Origin of the sequence: Roseimaritima multifibrata (genome assembly GCF_007741495.1) — a bacterium.
In the GTDB taxonomy this organism is placed as follows: domain Bacteria; phylum Planctomycetota; class Planctomycetia; order Pirellulales; family Pirellulaceae; genus Roseimaritima; species Roseimaritima multifibrata.
Map to the genome: position 1 here is coordinate 5,195,988 of NZ_CP036262.1, position 17,404 is coordinate 5,213,391.

The 17,404-nt window shown below is 55.7% G+C and carries 12 protein-coding genes; 6 read left to right on the plus strand and 6 right to left on the minus strand.

The genetic code is table 11. The annotated features are described in order from the left end of the window. Positions 1 to 64 precede the first annotated feature (64 nt). On the minus strand, positions 65 to 2,755 hold the full coding sequence (locus FF011L_RS18840; protein WP_145353264.1) for an O-antigen ligase family protein: 2,691 nt from the start codon (positions 2,753 to 2,755) through the stop codon (positions 65 to 67). Between the two features lie 333 nt (positions 2,756 to 3,088). Between FF011L_RS18840 and FF011L_RS18845 the strand changes: the two genes are divergently transcribed. Beyond that, positions 3,089 to 4,570, plus strand: coding sequence for a sensor histidine kinase (locus FF011L_RS18845; protein ID WP_145353266.1), 1,482 nt, complete (start codon positions 3,089 to 3,091; stop codon positions 4,568 to 4,570). Between the two features lie 18 nt (positions 4,571 to 4,588). Here the strand turns inward: FF011L_RS18845 and FF011L_RS18850 are convergent, their stop codons facing one another. After that, entirely contained in the window at positions 4,589 to 4,984 is a 396-nt protein-coding gene (locus tag FF011L_RS18850) for a ComEA family DNA-binding protein (RefSeq protein ID WP_145353268.1), read from the minus strand. 48 nt (positions 4,985 to 5,032) lie between these two features. Next, the gene (locus FF011L_RS26485; RefSeq protein ID WP_218932733.1) at positions 5,033 to 5,194 is read right to left on the minus strand and encodes a hypothetical protein; all 162 of its coding nucleotides are present in this window, start codon (positions 5,192 to 5,194) and stop codon (positions 5,033 to 5,035) included. 30 nt (positions 5,195 to 5,224) lie between these two features. Between FF011L_RS26485 and nadC the strand changes: the two genes are divergently transcribed. Then, positions 5,225 to 6,160, plus strand: coding sequence for a carboxylating nicotinate-nucleotide diphosphorylase (gene nadC / locus FF011L_RS18855; protein ID WP_145353270.1), 936 nt, complete (start codon positions 5,225 to 5,227; stop codon positions 6,158 to 6,160). Between the two features lie 91 nt (positions 6,161 to 6,251). Beyond that, positions 6,252 to 7,658 carry an undecaprenyl-phosphate glucose phosphotransferase gene (locus FF011L_RS18860; protein WP_246109507.1) on the plus strand — a complete coding sequence of 469 codons (1,407 nt, stop codon included), beginning with the start codon at positions 6,252 to 6,254 and terminating at the stop codon, positions 7,656 to 7,658. Here FF011L_RS18860 and FF011L_RS18865 read toward each other — a convergent pair. Then, entirely contained in the window at positions 7,655 to 8,026 is a 372-nt protein-coding gene (locus FF011L_RS18865; protein WP_145353272.1) for a DUF2237 family protein, read from the minus strand. The genes FF011L_RS18860 and FF011L_RS18865 overlap by 4 nt on opposite strands. 376 nt (positions 8,027 to 8,402) lie before the next feature. Here FF011L_RS18865 and FF011L_RS18870 point away from each other — a divergent pair, with 376 nt between their 5' ends. Continuing rightward, positions 8,403 to 10,748, plus strand: a complete 2,346-nt coding sequence (locus FF011L_RS18870) for an ATP-dependent helicase (protein ID WP_145353274.1) — start codon at positions 8,403 to 8,405, stop codon at positions 10,746 to 10,748. A gap of 26 nt (positions 10,749 to 10,774) precedes the next feature. On the opposite strand, the gene FF011L_RS18875 is transcribed toward FF011L_RS18870, so the two are convergent. Continuing rightward, complete coding sequence (locus tag FF011L_RS18875) at positions 10,775 to 14,776, minus strand: VWA domain-containing protein (protein ID WP_218932735.1); 4,002 nt, start codon at positions 14,774 to 14,776, stop codon at positions 10,775 to 10,777. 321 nt (positions 14,777 to 15,097) lie between these two features. On the opposite strand from FF011L_RS18875, the gene FF011L_RS18880 reads away from it, so the two are divergent. Together FF011L_RS18880 and FF011L_RS18885 are read left to right on the plus strand one after the other, a co-directional pair. Beyond that, positions 15,098 to 15,886, plus strand: a complete 789-nt coding sequence (locus FF011L_RS18880; RefSeq protein ID WP_145353278.1) for a hypothetical protein — start codon at positions 15,098 to 15,100, stop codon at positions 15,884 to 15,886. Between the two features lie 8 nt (positions 15,887 to 15,894). Continuing rightward, positions 15,895 to 16,647: a CorA family divalent cation transporter gene (locus FF011L_RS18885; RefSeq protein WP_145353280.1), complete on the plus strand. Its 753-nt coding sequence runs from the start codon at positions 15,895 to 15,897 to the stop codon at positions 16,645 to 16,647. 120 nt (positions 16,648 to 16,767) lie between these two features. Here FF011L_RS18885 and FF011L_RS18890 read toward each other — a convergent pair whose 3' ends face one another. Further along, on the minus strand, positions 16,768 to 17,343 hold the full coding sequence (locus tag FF011L_RS18890; protein ID WP_391560886.1) for a glutathione peroxidase: 576 nt from the start codon (positions 17,341 to 17,343) through the stop codon (positions 16,768 to 16,770). Positions 17,344 to 17,404 lie beyond the last annotated feature (61 nt).

Consider the following 17,404-nt stretch of genomic DNA (forward strand, 5'->3'; position numbering starts at 1 on the left):
GGCCGCAGCATCAACGGGACCTTTGAATCCCGTCTTCCCCAACACTCCTCGCCCGGAAGCGGATTCACTCCTCGGGACTTTCTGTCGCGTTATGTATCGACTGAAGGAGAGAGCGGTATTGGTGATTGCGAGGCTGAAGCCTTGCCGCATACAGGGCTTCGCGGAGGGCCTCCTCGCGTCGTCCAATTTTCAACAGAAGGGCGGCAAGTCGAGCTCGCAATTGATGGTTTTCGGGCTGAAACCGAAGCGCTTCTTGAAAACGTTCGACCGCGCCCGCCGCATCCTGCCGCAACAGCTGCACTTCACCGGCAAGCTTTTTCTGGAAGGCTGCGTGCTGAACACTATCCGCGGGGCGCGACAGTATTTCATCGACTCGCGTCAGCAACATTTCACGAGCCTCCGCTTGTTCCGGTTCCGTGTACTGACGAGCGGCCACCATCGTTAGCAGTTCCGCATCATCGGGAAGCACCATCCCGTTGATATCCTGCGGCGACATCTGCTCGCCAACCACCGCATAGATTTCATCCCAATGTTTTGTATCCAGATCCAAGCTTTGCCGCCAAGCCGCCAGCCCTTCTTCCTGCAGACCGATCGCCAACATCCTCCGGCCGACCTCGTACTGCATGTCCGCCGAACCGGGCGCTAGTTCGGCCACCTTCCGAAAGGCCGACTCCGCTTCCTTTTCGTCATCTCCTAAAAAGGCAAGTTCGCCAATGCGAAGATGGGCCTGCGGCACCAACGACGAAAGGGATCGTGCAGCTAGAAAATGGTGGCGAGCGGACACAAGGTGTTCCACCACAAGCGGCTGTTGCTGAATCTCTTGAGCCAGAACATCCTGCTTTCCATCCTGAACCAACGTCGTCGCACGTTGCAGCAAAACAATTGGATCGGTCCACTCCCAATAAGCCATCGCCTCCTCTTGCGACCAATCGTTCTCGGCGGCCAACTGCTGAAGCGCTTGCTGCCGGAACCGAGTGATTTGAAGTTCCCCCAAAGCGAGCGGGACTCGATAGTCATCGGTTTGGGAAACCTGTTTTTCCAGTGGACGCATCGCCAAATCCAGGGCGTCGGATTCGAATCCGGCCTGCAAGGTTCCCCATGGAACGCGTTGAACCGCCTGATCGGCCAGATACCACTGACGCCCTTCATAGGTTGCCCAGCCACATCCCAGCAACGCAAACAACATCCAACCGCGCTGGAGCGTTCGAATCGCAAACGTGTCGTTTGACGAACCTCTCAAACCAGGCGTCCCCACCGTCTGAACCACGGCTTCATGCATTGGCTCCGCGTCACGCGACAAACGACAAACGGCGCCCATCAGAAAAGCGAACAGGATTGCCGTCGCAGGCAGATACAGCACATAGTCAAGGGAAGCGTGAATCACGGTCGCGGCAAACACGAACACGCCAAGCATGGCGACGTAGCGAAGGCTTTTTCGTCGCCGTCTCGCTAACTTCCATATCGCTCTTCCCGTGAAACCGATGGTCAGCAGTAATAGCACCAGCCCCGGAATCCCCATATCGACCCAGGTTTCCAGGTATTGGTTATGAGCCCTCAAGAAGGCTCGCTCAATCGCCGTTTCCTGGTAAAGCCGATGGACATGCTGATAGACTCCGGCACCGGCTCCCCAGCCACCAAAATCAAGTCCTGCCTGCCAGCCATCCTGCCAATGAGCCAAGCGAGAGTTATCAAGCAACTGCTCGCTCTGAAATAAGGTCGCATAACGCCGACTGATCGCATCGCCCATACGAAAGAAAAGGACGACCAATCCCATTCCGACCAACGCCCCAACCAGCACGCTGCCCCCCGCCTTCCAGTCCCCCTTGGGTCTTACAACCAGCATTGCGATAATCGCAGCGATCACGGCCGACACCAATGCTCCCCGGGAAAGCGTTAACAGCAGACCGGCACCGTTCAGCACCACACATCCGATCGCCAACAAAGGCAGAGGACGCAACCAACTCTGCCAGCCCGATTCGCGGCTTAAACGTATCGACGACTTCGCCACGGAGGAACGTTTATTCGGCCGCCGTGTACTGGATTCACCCTCCGAAAAAGATTCGGCGGTGAGCATGCAGTAGACCGCCGCTCCAAAACTGATCAAGAGGATGGCTCCCGCCTGATTGTGGTAAACCATCGGTCCAAAGACCCCCTGAGGATGGCCCACAGGAATGCTCCAGTACAACTGACCGTTCCAGGTTGCCTTGGCAAGCGTCGCGAACAGCGTCATCACGGCGCCGCCAAGCGAAATCGCCCAGCAGCTCCACTGCAGTAAACGAATTTGGTCGACCAGCAGGAACGCGGCCCAAAAGACCGCAAATGCCATAAACCACAGCGCCAACGTCTGCTTGGTTGCATGCTTATCCAAAGTCAAAGGAAAATACTGAGAACTTGCTTGAGCAGATTCCCCGCTAAGAACAGCGTCGTCTAAATTTGCTTCACCGGTCCCTGTTTGCGACTGGGGCTCGGCAAGACAAATCCGCTGCGAAACGGCAGCGGGATGGACGTCACCGGCGACGGACCAGACCGGCAGCAATTGGGCAACCAGCACCCCCCCTCCCAGCAACAGGGGAACAGCAACCCAAGGCAAAGGAAATCGGCCGCCTGATTTCCAGCATGCCGCTGCGGCCCACGCCAACCCAAGTCCCGCCCAAGCGAACAGAATGACCTGCACCAACGGATCCGCACCTCCATTCGCCCAAGGCGCCAGGACGGCGAGGGCCACGAGGATTATCAGTGCCGGATTTCGTGACATATTCAGAATAATCGAGTAGGCATCAAGAGGGACGGCGGCCCCAACCGTTCGTCGACAAAGAGAGCAGGGGAGTCCTAAGTTGCAATATAGTTGCCGCCACCTTTGATTGCGGTCCGAACCAATTCTTCCCTCTATTCGCTAGGACCGTGAAAATTCTTCACCGCTACAACCGTCAAGATCGTCAGACGATGGCGAAGGAGTCAGCGAGAACGATGATTTAGGGAATGCTCCGCTGAACGATTTGTTTCAGCCGTTCCGAATCGCCGATCAAACGAAGGAGCCAATCCCCCCGATTCAGCTCGTCGCTAGCTCACTACGACAGAGGAATTCCACATGCCGACCCTGCCCAAGCAATCCAGCTCGATTCGTCCTTCATCGCAAAATTCGGTCCCCGCCCCGAGTCGCTCGACTTTGGCGTCTTCTCCCATTCCGTCCCGGGATCGAAACGCCGCGTTGCAAATAGCAAGTCGACTGCTAGGGGAAGCGGCCCACGACCTGCGGTCTCCCTTGTTCGCCGTCCGGGAATCGGCCAGTCTGCTAAGTGACGGCTACCTCGGCCCGACCACCGATCAGCAGCTATCGTGCCTGCAGGGCATCATCGAACAATGCCAGGAAATGGATCAGTTGGTCGGCGACATGCTGGCTATCGAACAAGTCCAATCGGGGATGCCCAAAATGCACCGCCGCTGGTTGAACCTGGCGGAAATCCAATCTCAGGTTCAACGAACAGTTTCACATGTAATCGCCCAGCGGCAACTGACACTTACGTGGGACCGACCCGACGGGATCCCAAAAGTCTTTGCCGATCCAGGGAAGATTGGACGGTTGCTGCTAAATTTAGTTGGAAATGCGGTCCGCGTCTTACCTGCCGGCGGACAGATTTTGATCCGCAATAAGTTTCTTTCCGACCAAGGGGTCCTGCAATTGCAGGTAATCGACCAGGGACCAGGAATCGCTCCGGAAAACCTTGAACGTTTTGCGGAACGTGGCGAATCGGGGACAGCGGGAACCGGACTGGGATTGGTGATCAGCCGTCAGTTGGCGGCATTGCATTTCAGCCCTCTGGAAATGACTTCGCGCGTAGGGAAGGGGACCTGTGTCGGATTCCAGATCCCTGCGGCAGGCCCTGCCTCGGTCGCCGACGCTTGGCTTCGCTGGCGTGCAAGGTTTATCCATGCCGCTTCCGTCTCCACCGGGCTCCGTATCGACCCACCTGAATTACCACGTCCCTGGCAACGAAAATCTCCATCACACCTCAGCCAAACAGCGCAGCCAGAAAACCACGTCGCGCTTCAGCACGACGGACCTCCGCCACGAAATCCAGGGCAAGCGGCAGCGGTCTGTGTTCGGCTTGGCGGCGCCGTGGCATCGGAGGTCGCCGAACGCCTAGATCTGCTGTTGCAAGCCGACATGCAGAACTTTGAACTTGGCTACCGCGCGGCCCAGCGAGAGTGGATCCTGCTGTTGGACGCAACATCCTCGCAAGCGAAAACGCGGCTTGCGAACCTTCAAGATCGCATCCAGCGTGAACTTCCCTCAGCCCGGATTCGTCTATCAAACGGTCTGCAGTTACAGCTGGCAGGCAATACGGCTCGAGCTAGCCTCCGGGACCTCTTCGTGCGCAGCTCTCTAAATGTTTCCTCGGAACTCTCGACGGAAATCTCGCGTGATTCGCTGTCAGAGATTCCAGCAGGGGAAGATTGCACCATCCCTCAACAGCGACTTGAAGCGGAGCTAAGAAGACTAGCCATCCGTTCCAGCCGCCACAAAGAGAACCTGATCGATCAAGCGAAGGCCCTCCGCCTAGTGCAATAGACAGCCAGCTCCCTTCAGCTATTTCACCAGTAGAAAGGGACGGCATTTGTCCAGTGTCTTGGGACCAATCCCCGGAACGCGGACAAAATCCTCTACCGACAGGAAGGGGCCATTGCGTTTTCGGTCGGCCAGAATCCGGGCAGCCGACACCGGTCCAATCCCAGGCAGCAACGCCAGTTCCGCTTCGGTCGCGAGGTTTAAATCCAACTGCAACAGCGGCAGTGCTGCTTCGCGCGGGGCGTCCGCACTACGGTGCTGCTGCCATTCGAACCTTCCCGCCAGGCATCCGATGAAGATGCACAGCAACAAGCACCCTGCCAGTGCACAATACTGTGTGGCGGGCCGATCGATTTTCGCGGTTCCATTGGCCGAAGCTGATCGATTCAGTCCTGCCGCTGTCGTTTCGCTTGACATAAAACACGGGCCATAAAAACGCTCAGGTTCTTAACCGCTAGAATTTTACTACGATAGAGAATCACTTGCAGAGATTCCCTTGCCTTCAGCGACACCACCAGCCAGAACGTTTCCGCGACCGCACGATTTCACGTCGACAGGCTGCAGGTCCTGTTTGCCCGGACGGATCGTGCCGGCCAGATAATCCCGGCATTCTGAAATACGAAACACTTGCCTCCCAACCTTGAACGAGAATTCCAGATGCGACGCGACTATGCCAAGGTCCTACCCGACGAAGCCATGCAAGATGATTGCCGGCAACTGGTGCGATTGGCCGTCCGCGAGGACCTGGAACGATCGGTGGACTGGACGACCGTTTCCATCGTCCCCGCCGAACGCAGGGGGTCGTGTGCTGTCGTCCCACGCGAGACAGGAATCTGTGCCGGCCTGGTGACCGTCCCTTGGATCATCGATGAAATGGAAGCCGATCTGACAGCGGAAGTCATCGGGCAAGACGGAACGAAAATGACCGCTGGCGAATCGATCCTGAATCTGACGGGCAACGCTCGGGACCTGCTGACCTGCGAACGATTGATCCTTAACGTATTAAGCAAGCTGTGCGGAATCGCGACGTTGACCCGGCGGTACGTCGACCGCCTGGAGGGATGTTCTGCACGCTTATACGACACGCGAAAAACCACACCGGGCTGGCGTCGGTTGGAAAAATACGCCGTCGGCTGCGGGGGAGGGCACAACCATCGAACGGGGCTTTTTGACGGATTCCTGATCAAGGACAACCATCTTGCCTTGGCAAGCAACACGCCGGGGGAGTCCCTTTCCACACGCGAAGCCGTCGAAACGGCACGGCGATGGGCAGGCGGACGAGCCGACATGACGGGAGCTCCGGAGATCGTTGAAATCGAAGTCGATTCGATGGACCAGTTCGCAAACGTGCTACCAGCAGGCCCGGATATCGTGCTTCTGGATAATTTTTCATTGCAGCAACTGACCGCTGCGGTTCGACTTCGCAATGCCGAAGCCCCCGAGGTGGAATTGGAAGCGAGCGGCGGTGTTACAATCGAAACACTTCGCGAAATTGCTTTAACCGGTGTGGATCGGATCAGTAGCGGCGCTTTAACGCACCAAGCGGTTTGGCTGGACCTCGGATTGGACTGGCGGAGCGAAAACGCAACCTAGAGTAGGACATTCACTATCATTCCGCAGGCAGTACGGTGGTTCCCAACCCTAACAGGAATCACGATCGTAACGCTGCACAGGAACCCTATGTATGTCCCCAAATACGACAATCCGTAGCCACCGTTCCATCTGGGAAGTCATGCAGCCGTTGCTGGATGCATGTGGCATCATGGCATCACTGGGGATTGTCAAATGGCTATCCGGGTACGCGGTCGATGATCTTGATCTAGCGATGGGATTGGTGGCGGTGGTGTTATTTTTATTAACATCCCAGTGGACCGGTCTTCGCAATCACTTCAGCGGCGAATCGTCCGACCGAGAAATCCTCGCCGTTGTCGGCACCTGGATCGTGACGGTACTGGGCTTGGCAATGCTGGGGATCGCAACTCGCTACAACACCTTTTTTTCACGAGCCACGCTGGCAGCATGGATCGTGGCGGCTCCTTGCATGATCGCTCTGGTCCGCATGGCGTTCCGAATCCTGCAACGCAGTTTTCTGGAACGAGGCTATGGATCGCGAACCGTTGCGATCGCCGGCCTGAATCCTCTGGGAATCTCCACCGCTCAAGCGATCGCCGATGATCCGGGACTTGGACTTCGGATGGTCGGATTTTATGACGACCGTGAACGAGAACGCTTACCGGAATCGGTTCCCGACGATGTGGCGCTCGCTGGCGACCTCCGCAGTTTGGTGAAGAAGGCTAGGGATGGTGAAATTGAAAGCATTTTGATCACCCTGCCAATGCGAGCCGAAGACCGAATACGATACATCCTCGACCAGTTAAGCAACTCCACCGTGTCGGTCTATATCGTCCCTGACTTTTTCGTCTTCGAACTGCTCCACGCCCGTTGGACTCAGGTTGGCGGCCTGCCAGCGGTCAGCGTTTTCGAAAACCCACTGTATGGTGTCGACGGGATGGTCAAACGGATCGCCGATGTCGCCTTGTCGCTTTGTGCATTGGTTGCCGCGGCTATCCCAATGACCCTGATTGCCATCGCCGTCAAATGGACTTCACCCGGCCCGGTCTTTTTCCGCCAACGCCGGTATGGGCTGGACGGACGAGAAATCAAAGTCTGGAAGTTTCGATCGATGAAGGCCTGCGATGATGGGCCCGTCGTCCAGCAGGCAACGAAGTCGGATCCACGTATCACCCGGGTTGGTGCATTCATTCGCAAAACCAGCCTGGATGAGCTTCCTCAGTTATTCAACGTCATCGAAGGATCGATGTCCCTTGTTGGCCCTCGGCCTCATGCCACGGCCCATAACGAAGAATACCGCGGTCTAATTCATGGCTACATGCTTCGCCACAAAGTGAAACCGGGGATTACGGGGTTGGCCCAAGTGTCGGGCAGCCGCGGCGAAACCGACACGATCGATAAAATGCAGCAACGAATCGATTTCGATCATCAATACATTCGTCGCTGGTCGCTCTGGCTGGACATCAAAATTCTCTTCAAAACCCTGTGGGTCGCGTGGCGACAACCCGAAGCCTATTAATCCACCGCAAGCGATTGGAGTTCTTCCAGCGAAGCAAACTCCAATGCCGAAATATGCGTCGCCGCCAAGACTACCTGCGGGGCCATCCCCTCATCAAAAGCTTCTTTCCAGCGAGCAGCACACAGGCACCAACGATCGCCCGACTTAAGGCCCGGAAATTCGAATTCCGGAATCGGGGTCGAGAGATCGTTTCCGCGGAATTTGCTAAACCGCAAAAAATCGTCGGTCATGACCGAGCAGACAACGTGCAAACCAACGTCGCCGGCTCCCGTCTGGCAACATCCGTCGCGATAATAACCGGTCACCGGGCTGGTGCTGCAAGTAATCAGAGGGTCGCCAAACACATTTTTGGGGGTCCGTACTGCCATCGAAAACGTGACTCAGGTTCGGTAGGAAACAAACGGGAGAGGAAAGCGTTCCCCATCCTAACCTTCTTCGCACGGACAAAGTAGCTGGACGACAATCTAATTGCTCCCAGCTCAAACAGTGCGGGCACCCCTTAGCGGAACGGCGCGAGCGGCTTGTTGATTTAGTGATTGTCGCCTTTCGCTTAAATCAACAGCCCGCGAACCGTTCGGCGATTCGCCGGATTTCAAGCCCGCTGACACCCTGCCGCCGGCAATTCGCCCCACATGTAATGGACCTTGGCTGCTAGCCCTTGGGTGATCAGCGCGTAGAATGAACCACTCAAAGCCTGCCTGCGGTGCGCTGGCGCCAAGAATGGATGTAGCAAGAGGAAAAGTGGTGGAAACCAATAGCCAACAACTAACCGCGGCCCAACAGGAAGCGGTAGCGCACCAAGATGGTCCGATGCTGATCCTGGCAGGGCCGGGAAGTGGTAAGACCCGTGTGGTCACCCACCGCATCGCCAATCTTCTGCAAATTGGCGTTCCCGCCCATCAAATCGCCGCGTTGACGTTTACCAACAAAGCGGCTCAGGAAATGGGAAATCGACTGGCGACCATCGCTCCGGGGCAAGACGTCTGGATGGGAACGTTCCATCGATTCTGTGCCCGCCTGCTTCGCCGTTACGCATCGATGGTCGGATTGGCCGAGAATTACTCGATCTACGATACCAGCGACAGCAAACAGGCGATGAAGCGTGCCATCGCCGCAGCGGAAGTGTCCACATCCCACACTTCCGCAGATCAAATTGCGGCGGTCATCAGCCGAGCGAAAAATCGGTTGGTCAGCCCCGAAATGATGCAGGGTCAATCCTTGCGGCATAACGAAGCGGTGGCGGCTCGAGTCTATCCGGTCTACCAAAAACAGCTGCTGCTCTCCAATGCGGTCGATTTTGATGACCTGCTATTCCATGTGGCAAACCTTTTGCGAGAGAACCCGGAACTTCGCAGCGAACTGGATTCTCGCTATCGATACATCATGGTCGACGAGTACCAAGACACCAACCTGGCCCAGTACGCAATCGTTCGCTCCCTATCGGTCGACTACCCGAACCTGGCTGTCACCGGAGACCCCGACCAATCGATCTACGGATGGCGTGGGGCGGACATCAACAACATTCTTGATTTTGAAAAAGACTACCCACACGTCAAAACGGTTCGTTTAGAAAAGAACTACCGAAGCGCGCCGAACATCCTTCGGATTGCCGACCAATTAATCAAGCACAATACCCGGCGGAAGGACAAGCAACTGCTAACCGACCGGGAAGAAGGGGCCCCGGTGGTCCTGCGGATGTACGAAGACGGCTACCGGGAAGCGGATGACATTGCCGACCAAATCACCGCCGCCATTCAAAACGAAGGCTGTCGCCCACAAGACTTTGCCGTCTTCTGCCGGATGAATGCACTAACCCGCTCGGTCGAACATGCGTTTCGCTCGCGAGGGCTACCCTACCAAATCGTCAATGGCGTCGAATTCTACCAGCGGAAAGAGATCAAAGACCTGCTGGCTTACTTTCATTTGGTCAACAATCCAGCCCACGATGTCGCTTTGCAGCGAGTCATCAACGTGCCAACGCGTGGGATCGGCGCCAAGTCGATCGAACGCCTGCGCGACTTTGCAGACGGCAATGGATTGACCTTGCTGGATGCCGCTCGAAACAGCGATCAAATTGAAGCACTGCCGACTCGCTCGGCGACGAAAATCCGGCAGTTTGTCGAAATGTTTGACCGCCTTAGCTTGAAAGCGACGGGGTCACTGGAAGAACTGTTGCTGCATCTGCTGGAACAGACCGACTATCGTGCCTTCCTGCGAAAATCATCGGTCGACGAACAAGACAACAGCCCGCTGGCCAATGTCGACGAACTGCTAACGGCCGCCGTCGAATTCGATCGTCAATTCCCTGAGGACGGTTCGCTAGAAGCTTTCCTGGAACAGGTTGCCCTGGTGTCGGACACCGACGCATTCGATGAAGAAAACGACCGCGTAACCCTGATGACCATGCACGCGGCAAAGGGTCTGGAATTCCCACGAGTCTTCATCATCGGCGTCGAAGATGACCTGCTGCCCCATTACCGCAGCAAGGAGGATCCGATGCAGGTCGAAGAGGAACGTCGACTGCTGTTCGTCGGGATCACCCGCGCCGAGGAGCGGCTTCAGCTGAGCTGCTGCAAACGGCGGGCTCTTCGCGGAGACCTACGCCCGGTTGTCGGCAGCCCCTTCCTGATGGAATTGCCCCGTGAAGAGATGCGTTTCATCGAACCAGAAGACTCCAATCAGTTCTTTGATTCAGGCGACGAATTTGGCGACGAGAGCTTTTCCGTCGACGGGGACGCCCCAGAAATCTGGGACCAGTCCAACGATTCTGCCACGACCAATGAAATCGACGAGGTCTGCCAATTACCGCCTGACGAACTGCCAGCGAAAAAAGCGGCAAAGAAACCTGCGTTGATTCCCGCAGGATTAAAGACGGCCGCAAACCTGCTGAATGAACAGAGCAACGACGACAAGATACCGTTAAACGATTTTCGCAATGGAATGATTGTCCATCACGAAGAATACGGTGCGGGGAAGGTTACCGCCGTTTCCGGGCGGGGCCCCAAACGAACGGCAACCATCGAATTCTCTTCAGGTGCCGCACGTTCGTTTCGATTAGCCTTCGCCAAGCTGACGCTTGGCGAGCAATAAAACTTCAAAGGAATCGGTGGCGGTTACTAGAAGCCAACGTTTCCTTGCCCCTGACCGACGCCCGAACCACCGAATCCACCACCACCACCGGTGTCAGGTAGGTTTTCCGAGTCACCAGAAACAAAGTTAAACGTGCTAACGTTTCCGATCTGCGAGAAGGTTGGAGTCGGGGTGATACGAACATAACGTCGATCTGCGGAAATAATCGCGATCGCTGTCATGCTCGCTCCTTCAGGCAAAACTTCGATTTCAGGTTCAAAACCGACAGCACCACCACGTCCGAATGGCTGACGACCTCCGACATTCCCACCAAAGCGGCGGATGTCTCGGATCATGTCTCCAGCAGACGAAAGGCTAGAACCGCCTGCCAGCTGTGCCAACATAGCGCCACCCATCTTGTCTTTAGCGGCACCGATATCGGCTAGCTGAGCTTCAGCGATTCGTTCTTCACGGCGTCCGTCTTTAACTTCAAAAGTAAGCAGAGCGTTTTTCTCTTTCAGATCGATCTGTTGCTGAATCAATCGCTGGGTTGGACGCCCAACATCGGTCAGGATCGAAACCGTCGCGTTGCCTGTGGAAACATCTCCCCACACGCGTCGCACCGACAGTTGATAAATCCCGCTGAAGCCTTTTGAACAGACATAGGTTTCGGTCACATTTCCGTCGTCCGTCGTTCCAGGCAGTGTATCCCCTAACAGGACTCCACCAGCGGCGGTCTGCGGGTTCTGCAACGAGCAAACGGTACCGGCAGGTTCTTGAACGGCCAAATCGACATCGGCATCGCCGGTCCAAGTAACCCGAATGATGACATCGTGTGCGGTGGCAACTTCAAGCTTCTTAGCAAACTCAGCCGCCGCGTCGTATTCACCACGTTCCTGTAACGTCTGGTAGGTCGCTCGGGCGATCAGACGAACTTCTCGTTCGAAAGATTCTTTTTCTTTTGGCCACGCTTGGCTGAGCACGCCAGCACAAGCCCAAGTCAAACCATCGATATCATCCAAATCACGAGCGATTCGCAAGCCGCTGATATAACAGTCTTGGCGATAGGGATGCAGACGCGACACGTCCTGACACAAGCGAAGAGCCGCCTTTTTGGAACCAACGGCTTCCAGGTGGGTCGCTACATTCATAACGTCTTCGGGGGTATCCGCAAAATCGACCGCCGAAAGTAAGGCTCGCTCGATTTCGGTCTGATCGCCGTCGGTTCCCATCAGTGCCAATGCGTAGGCTTCGTACATCCAAGCCTGCACATTGCCGCTTGCGATCGCGGCGGAGATCAGATCCCGCATTTCAGCGAAATGGATCTTTGCAGTCTCTTCGTCATCCTCCGACGCAGCCTTCGAGGCTTTGTTATTCATCGTCCGGATCGTACTACGGATCCGTTGATCATGAAGCGTTTCTTCAGCGGCCGTTTCAAAGGAAAGCCCCTGAAAATACTCTTGCCAAGCTTCGGCAGTCGTCTGGGAATCGTTCGGAGTCAATTTGATCGGCCCAGGACCAATCAGGACATCCGAATCATCGACGCTTTTGGAAGTGGCTTTGCCGGACAGAGAGATGTCGTCAGGAATGACGAACATACCGCCACCCATGCCGCCGCCCATACCACCCATGCCGCCGCCCATGCCACCCATGCCGCCGCCCATACCGCCCATGCCGCCGCCCATGCCACCCATGCCGCCGCCCATGCCGCCCATGCCGCCGCCCATGCCACCCATGCCGCCCATGCTGATCACAGGAACCACAAGGTCGCCGACCGGATAAACTTTGGTGACCAAATTGGCCTCAGCAGTGGTAATGGTCGTAATTTTCAAAACTTCGTCATCGATCATGTAAGTCAGATCAAGATCTTCCAACATCAATCGCATGAACGAGCGAAGCGTCGTTCCTTTGATATCGATCGTGACAGGCATGTCGCCACTCAAACCGTCTTCTTCCAAAGCACGACTATCGATTCGAATCGGAATGTCGTGAGCTTCGGACAGAGTCCGAGCGACCTGCGTTAGAGGCTCTTCCAAGAAAGGACCGGAGGTTGCTTCATCATCCAAAGCGGAATAGATACGGCGTTCGATTGGGTTGTCACCCGACAGATCCAACGATCCGTAACGTTCCAGACGGCGGCGACTGAGTCGCTGCCAAGTTTCCGCTTCTGGGTAAACGATGGGGGGTTCATCGACGAAAGGAATAAACGCTTTCTCGACAAGGCTCAACGCGTCAACGAAACCGCGTTCGCGAAGGTCCTGATAACGGCGGTGACGTTCAACCGTCGAAACGATATGCGAATTCTCCATCGCGTGCTGAGAAATGACTCGACCGGTTCCCGCCAGATCGGCAAGATCTGGAGCGAGCGAATTGGCCGCTTCGTCGTAACGACCTTCCCGCATCACAGCGTTCATCTGCTGCGACAACTGAGAAATCCGAGCTTCATCACGGAAGGTATCGGCCAACATCCGTTCAACCGCTTCGGCAGCAGCCACCTGCTGCTGGAGCGTTTCCTGATCGGCCATGAATGCCTTTGTCCGAGCCGACGCGGTTTGCAGTGCGGAATTCACGTCACCGAGAAGTTCCTCACGAACGTCTGGATCGATATTTGGTTCACTTTCAACGATCGCTCGCAGAACTTTTAGGCTTTCGGTCACCTGCGAAGGATCCCGTTCCATCTGCCGGCGAGCCGCCGACAAACCGCCCAGTACTTCGGCACGCAAACGTCCTGAATTCTTTTGACGTTGTGCATCGGTTTCTTCCAACAACCCGCTGGGCTGTTCCTGGACTTCATCACCTTGCAACTTCGGAGAATTCGCACTCTCCTGAAGCATCGAAGTCAGACGTCCTTGATCGGAAGCCAAACGAGAGATCATCTGTGCGTTTGCATTGTTAGGATCGCTTGCCAAAGCCAAATCGGCGACGACGGATGCCCCGCGAGCGTTCCCTTGCTTCAAAGCCAAAGTTCCGGCTTGAACCATCTGGTCCGCCCGAAAGTTCATCGCTTTGGCGATCGACTGCAGCGCCCACGATCCGGGCGTCGGCAACAGCAGGCCTTGGTTGTTGGCCGAGTTACCAACCAAACCGGGAAGGAATGCAAAGTCAGGATTTGCCGGTTCCGCAGTGGCGTCCATTGCGACTTCGAATGGGACTCCACCAACGTGGCCGTCAACAACGATGTTCCCTTCGACCTTGGGCTCCATCTGTCCGATCAAGACCGTATCACGATCGATCCGGACAGGTGGCAAGCGACCGGCTTGAACGGTTTTCATTCCAGTGGGCAGTTTCAGGTCGTCGATCCACATGGGAGCGGTCACCGAAGCGTCGGCAAGCTGACGCCCGAAGGTACCCGCAAGATTTAAATTTTCTTCGGTCGGAGCAAGCGTCACTCCACCGGTCTGATTGGCAAGGGTTGCCAACAGTTCAACATTCGTTGTCGGGCCAACCGCCAAACTGTGGATACTGATTTTGTCGGCTCGGAGCGCGTCGATCAGTGTCACGAAGGATTGCTGGTCGCGAATTTCGCCCAGCGACGAACCGTCGCCGATGTAGACGATACTGTGCGTTCCGGGCTGGCCCACCAATTCGGCTCGAGCCGAATGCAACGCGGTCGACAGGTTCGTGTTGCCCAGTGGCAGACGACGCTGTAGTTTGCTGACCGCTTCGCGGGTTGTTTCCGCGGTTCCCGATGCAAACGAATCGCTTAGCGGAGCCGCATTGACGTCGACCGCATAGATTTTGACCTCATCCGTCGGACGCAATTGCTCTAGCAATGACTGCACCGCCAGCGAAGCCGCCCCACGATAGGTGCCAACCTGGCTGGCCGACGTGTCGACCACCACGACGACCCTCGCCGGACGCGATCGAGCCGCCTGCAGCAATGCAGGATCCGCCGATGGCTGAACCGATAAGGCAAAATAATTGTCGCCGGCAGGCGTGGCGTAAGTCGCCAGTCGATTTGAGCCCGCTACCGGATCGGCGGCGGTCAGGCTGGTATTTGCCAACAAGGCACTCACAGCCACGAGTTGCATGACGCGTCGCAGTCCCATGCGTCTATTCTCCGAGAAAAGTTTTCCGAATCGTTTGGATGTCGATCTAGACAGTGTCTGTATCATCTATGCAGTCTATTTGGAGGGAGGTGATTAAGCGAATTTATTCCGCACGAATTCCCTTATCCGCAGCCTTTTCATGGCCGGTTATAACTGTTGCAAGTTGCAACAGGTGTTGCATTCCGCAACACCGTTCTGCCCCGCAATATAGGTCTTGTGGGTAATCTAAACTAGAAAGCGACTGGCGTGCCAATTCCGCGTCGATATAGATAACATAGGTGCAAACCGAACAAATTCCCTCAAAAAAGAGCTTTTCCGCCGATGGGACGCGTCACCGAAACTGTTGCCACCGTCAATAGTGCGATTCGCACGGTCCTCGCCTCGGTGGTTCTATTCTTCCTGGGGGGCACCGGTTGGGTCGTCTATGACAAAGTTACCCGAGACGAGCAAGAGCTAAATATGGCTCGTTCGCAGTTGGCAAATGTTCAGGTCGAACTGGACGGAGCCCAGCAGCAAATCGTCGGCCTAGAAGAAAACCTAGAGGACGCCGCCGAAAAAATTGTCCAGCTAGAAACCTCGATGAACCTACTGAAAACCAACCAGCGACTGGCTCAATTGGACGTCCTGGACCAACAGACCGAAGAAAACGGAGATCTGACAACCAAGGTCCGCTTCAGCGAACTTTCTCCCGAAGGCGAAATAGTGGGCGAGCCGCGGGAATTCACCATCCAAGGGGACGTTATCTATCTGGATAACTGGATTGTCAAATTTGAGGACCGGTTCGTCGAGGAAGCCCACCTGCAGCGGGGAACGTCCCTGGTCCTCTTCCGACGTATTTTTGGCGAACAACAGAAACCGATCGATGGTTTTGAACTGGATGAAATCGGCCGGATGCCTCAAGCCTACGCTCGAGGCGGGGTCCCTTCCGATTTTGAAAAAGAGATCTGGGATGATTTCTGGACGATCGCCAACGATTCCAAAATGGCCAAGGAAAAGGGAATCCGAGCCGCTCACGGCGAAGCGGTCTCGATCAAAACCGAAGCGGGCCGAAGCTACCGCATCCTGCTTCGCGCCAGCGATGGCCTTTCCATCGTCCCCATTACTCCGTAGGTCCTGCGATGGCAAATGCTTCCCTCCTTCCCGATGACTGGGGCGTTCCGCTCACTTTTCGGCTGCGTCTGGGAACCCGGGTCGGACGGCAGCGGATGATGACTGCTGAGGGACACCTACTGTTGATCCTGCACGCCCCTCCAGAACTTCACCAGGAAACGCGTGCCGGCAGGTTCTTTTGGCGGCTTCCCGACGGAACCTGGAAACATCATTCGCCGGCGGGCAGCGGCGTCGCGATGGCGGACCACTTGAACGAATACGAGAACCACATCGATCTGCTGGACAAAAAAGAACAGAAAGCACAAAGCTCAAAAGACTATTTCGCGGTCCTGGAAGCGATGGCTCCGATTCTTCGGGCGACACGGAACATGGAGAAGGTCCTTCAAGAAGCGAGACGCGAAATCGCCGCTGCCCGCGAATTAATTGATTTTCGAGACCGCGCGTACCAACTGGACCGAACCGCCGAACTGCTGGTCACAGGAGCCAAACACGCACTCGATTTCAAGATGGCTCAGCAAGCGGAAGAGCAATCGCGAGCCAGTGAACAGATGGCCCAATCGGCCCACCGACTGAACGTCCTGGCCGCATTCTTCTTTCCCCTCGCCACCATTTCTGGATTGTTCGGAATGGACATCCGAACGGGGATCGGCGACCTATCGCCTCCCGTCGTATTCATCGGCGTGCTAGTGGTTGGCCTAATACTAGGCGGGGTTTTGACGCAGTACGTGCGCGTTCCTGGAAATCACCGTTCCAAGGATTAACGCCAAAAGACGTGGCCTTCAATCCAAACATGCCATTCGCCGATCGACGTGAAGGCACAAAAAAAGAGCGAGGGAAATCAATCCCCTCGCTCCCTAGACTTGTGTGTCCCTATCGCGGAACTATTTGCTTGCTAGTTCTTTTTCAATTGTCGCGACAAAAGTTTCGTCGGTCGGTTTGGTTCGCGTTTTGAAACGTGCAACCAATTTGCCGTTGCGATCGATGACAAACTTTTCGAAGTTCCAGCCGACAGGTCCGGCACCGGCAGGTTTGGCATCTTGGGCGGACAGTTTTTTGTACAACGGATGAGCTTCATCGCCTTTCACGTCGATTTTGCTGAACATCGGAAAATCGACATCGTAAGTCGAAGTGCAGAATTCCAAGATGTCGGCGTTGCTGCCTGGTTCTTGCTTGCCAAATTGATTGCAAGGGAATCCAAGAACGACCAATCCTTTGTCTTTGTACTTGGCGTACATCGCCTGCAGATCAGCATACTGCGGCGTCGCACCACAGCGACTGGCAACATTCACGATCACGACGACCTTGCCTTCGTAGTCCTCTAGATCGACTTCTTTGCCCTCGATCGTCTGAGCCTTGAAGTCCAGATCGCATTCATGGGATTCTTCCGCAGTCACTTGGCTACCTAGGGCAAGAGTGGTCAACATTGCCGCCGCAACAAAAATTCGCATCAATTTCATCTGAAGACTCCAGTGGGTGAGTTTTAAGGAGGGCTTACTTTTTTCGAAAGATCGGAAGCAT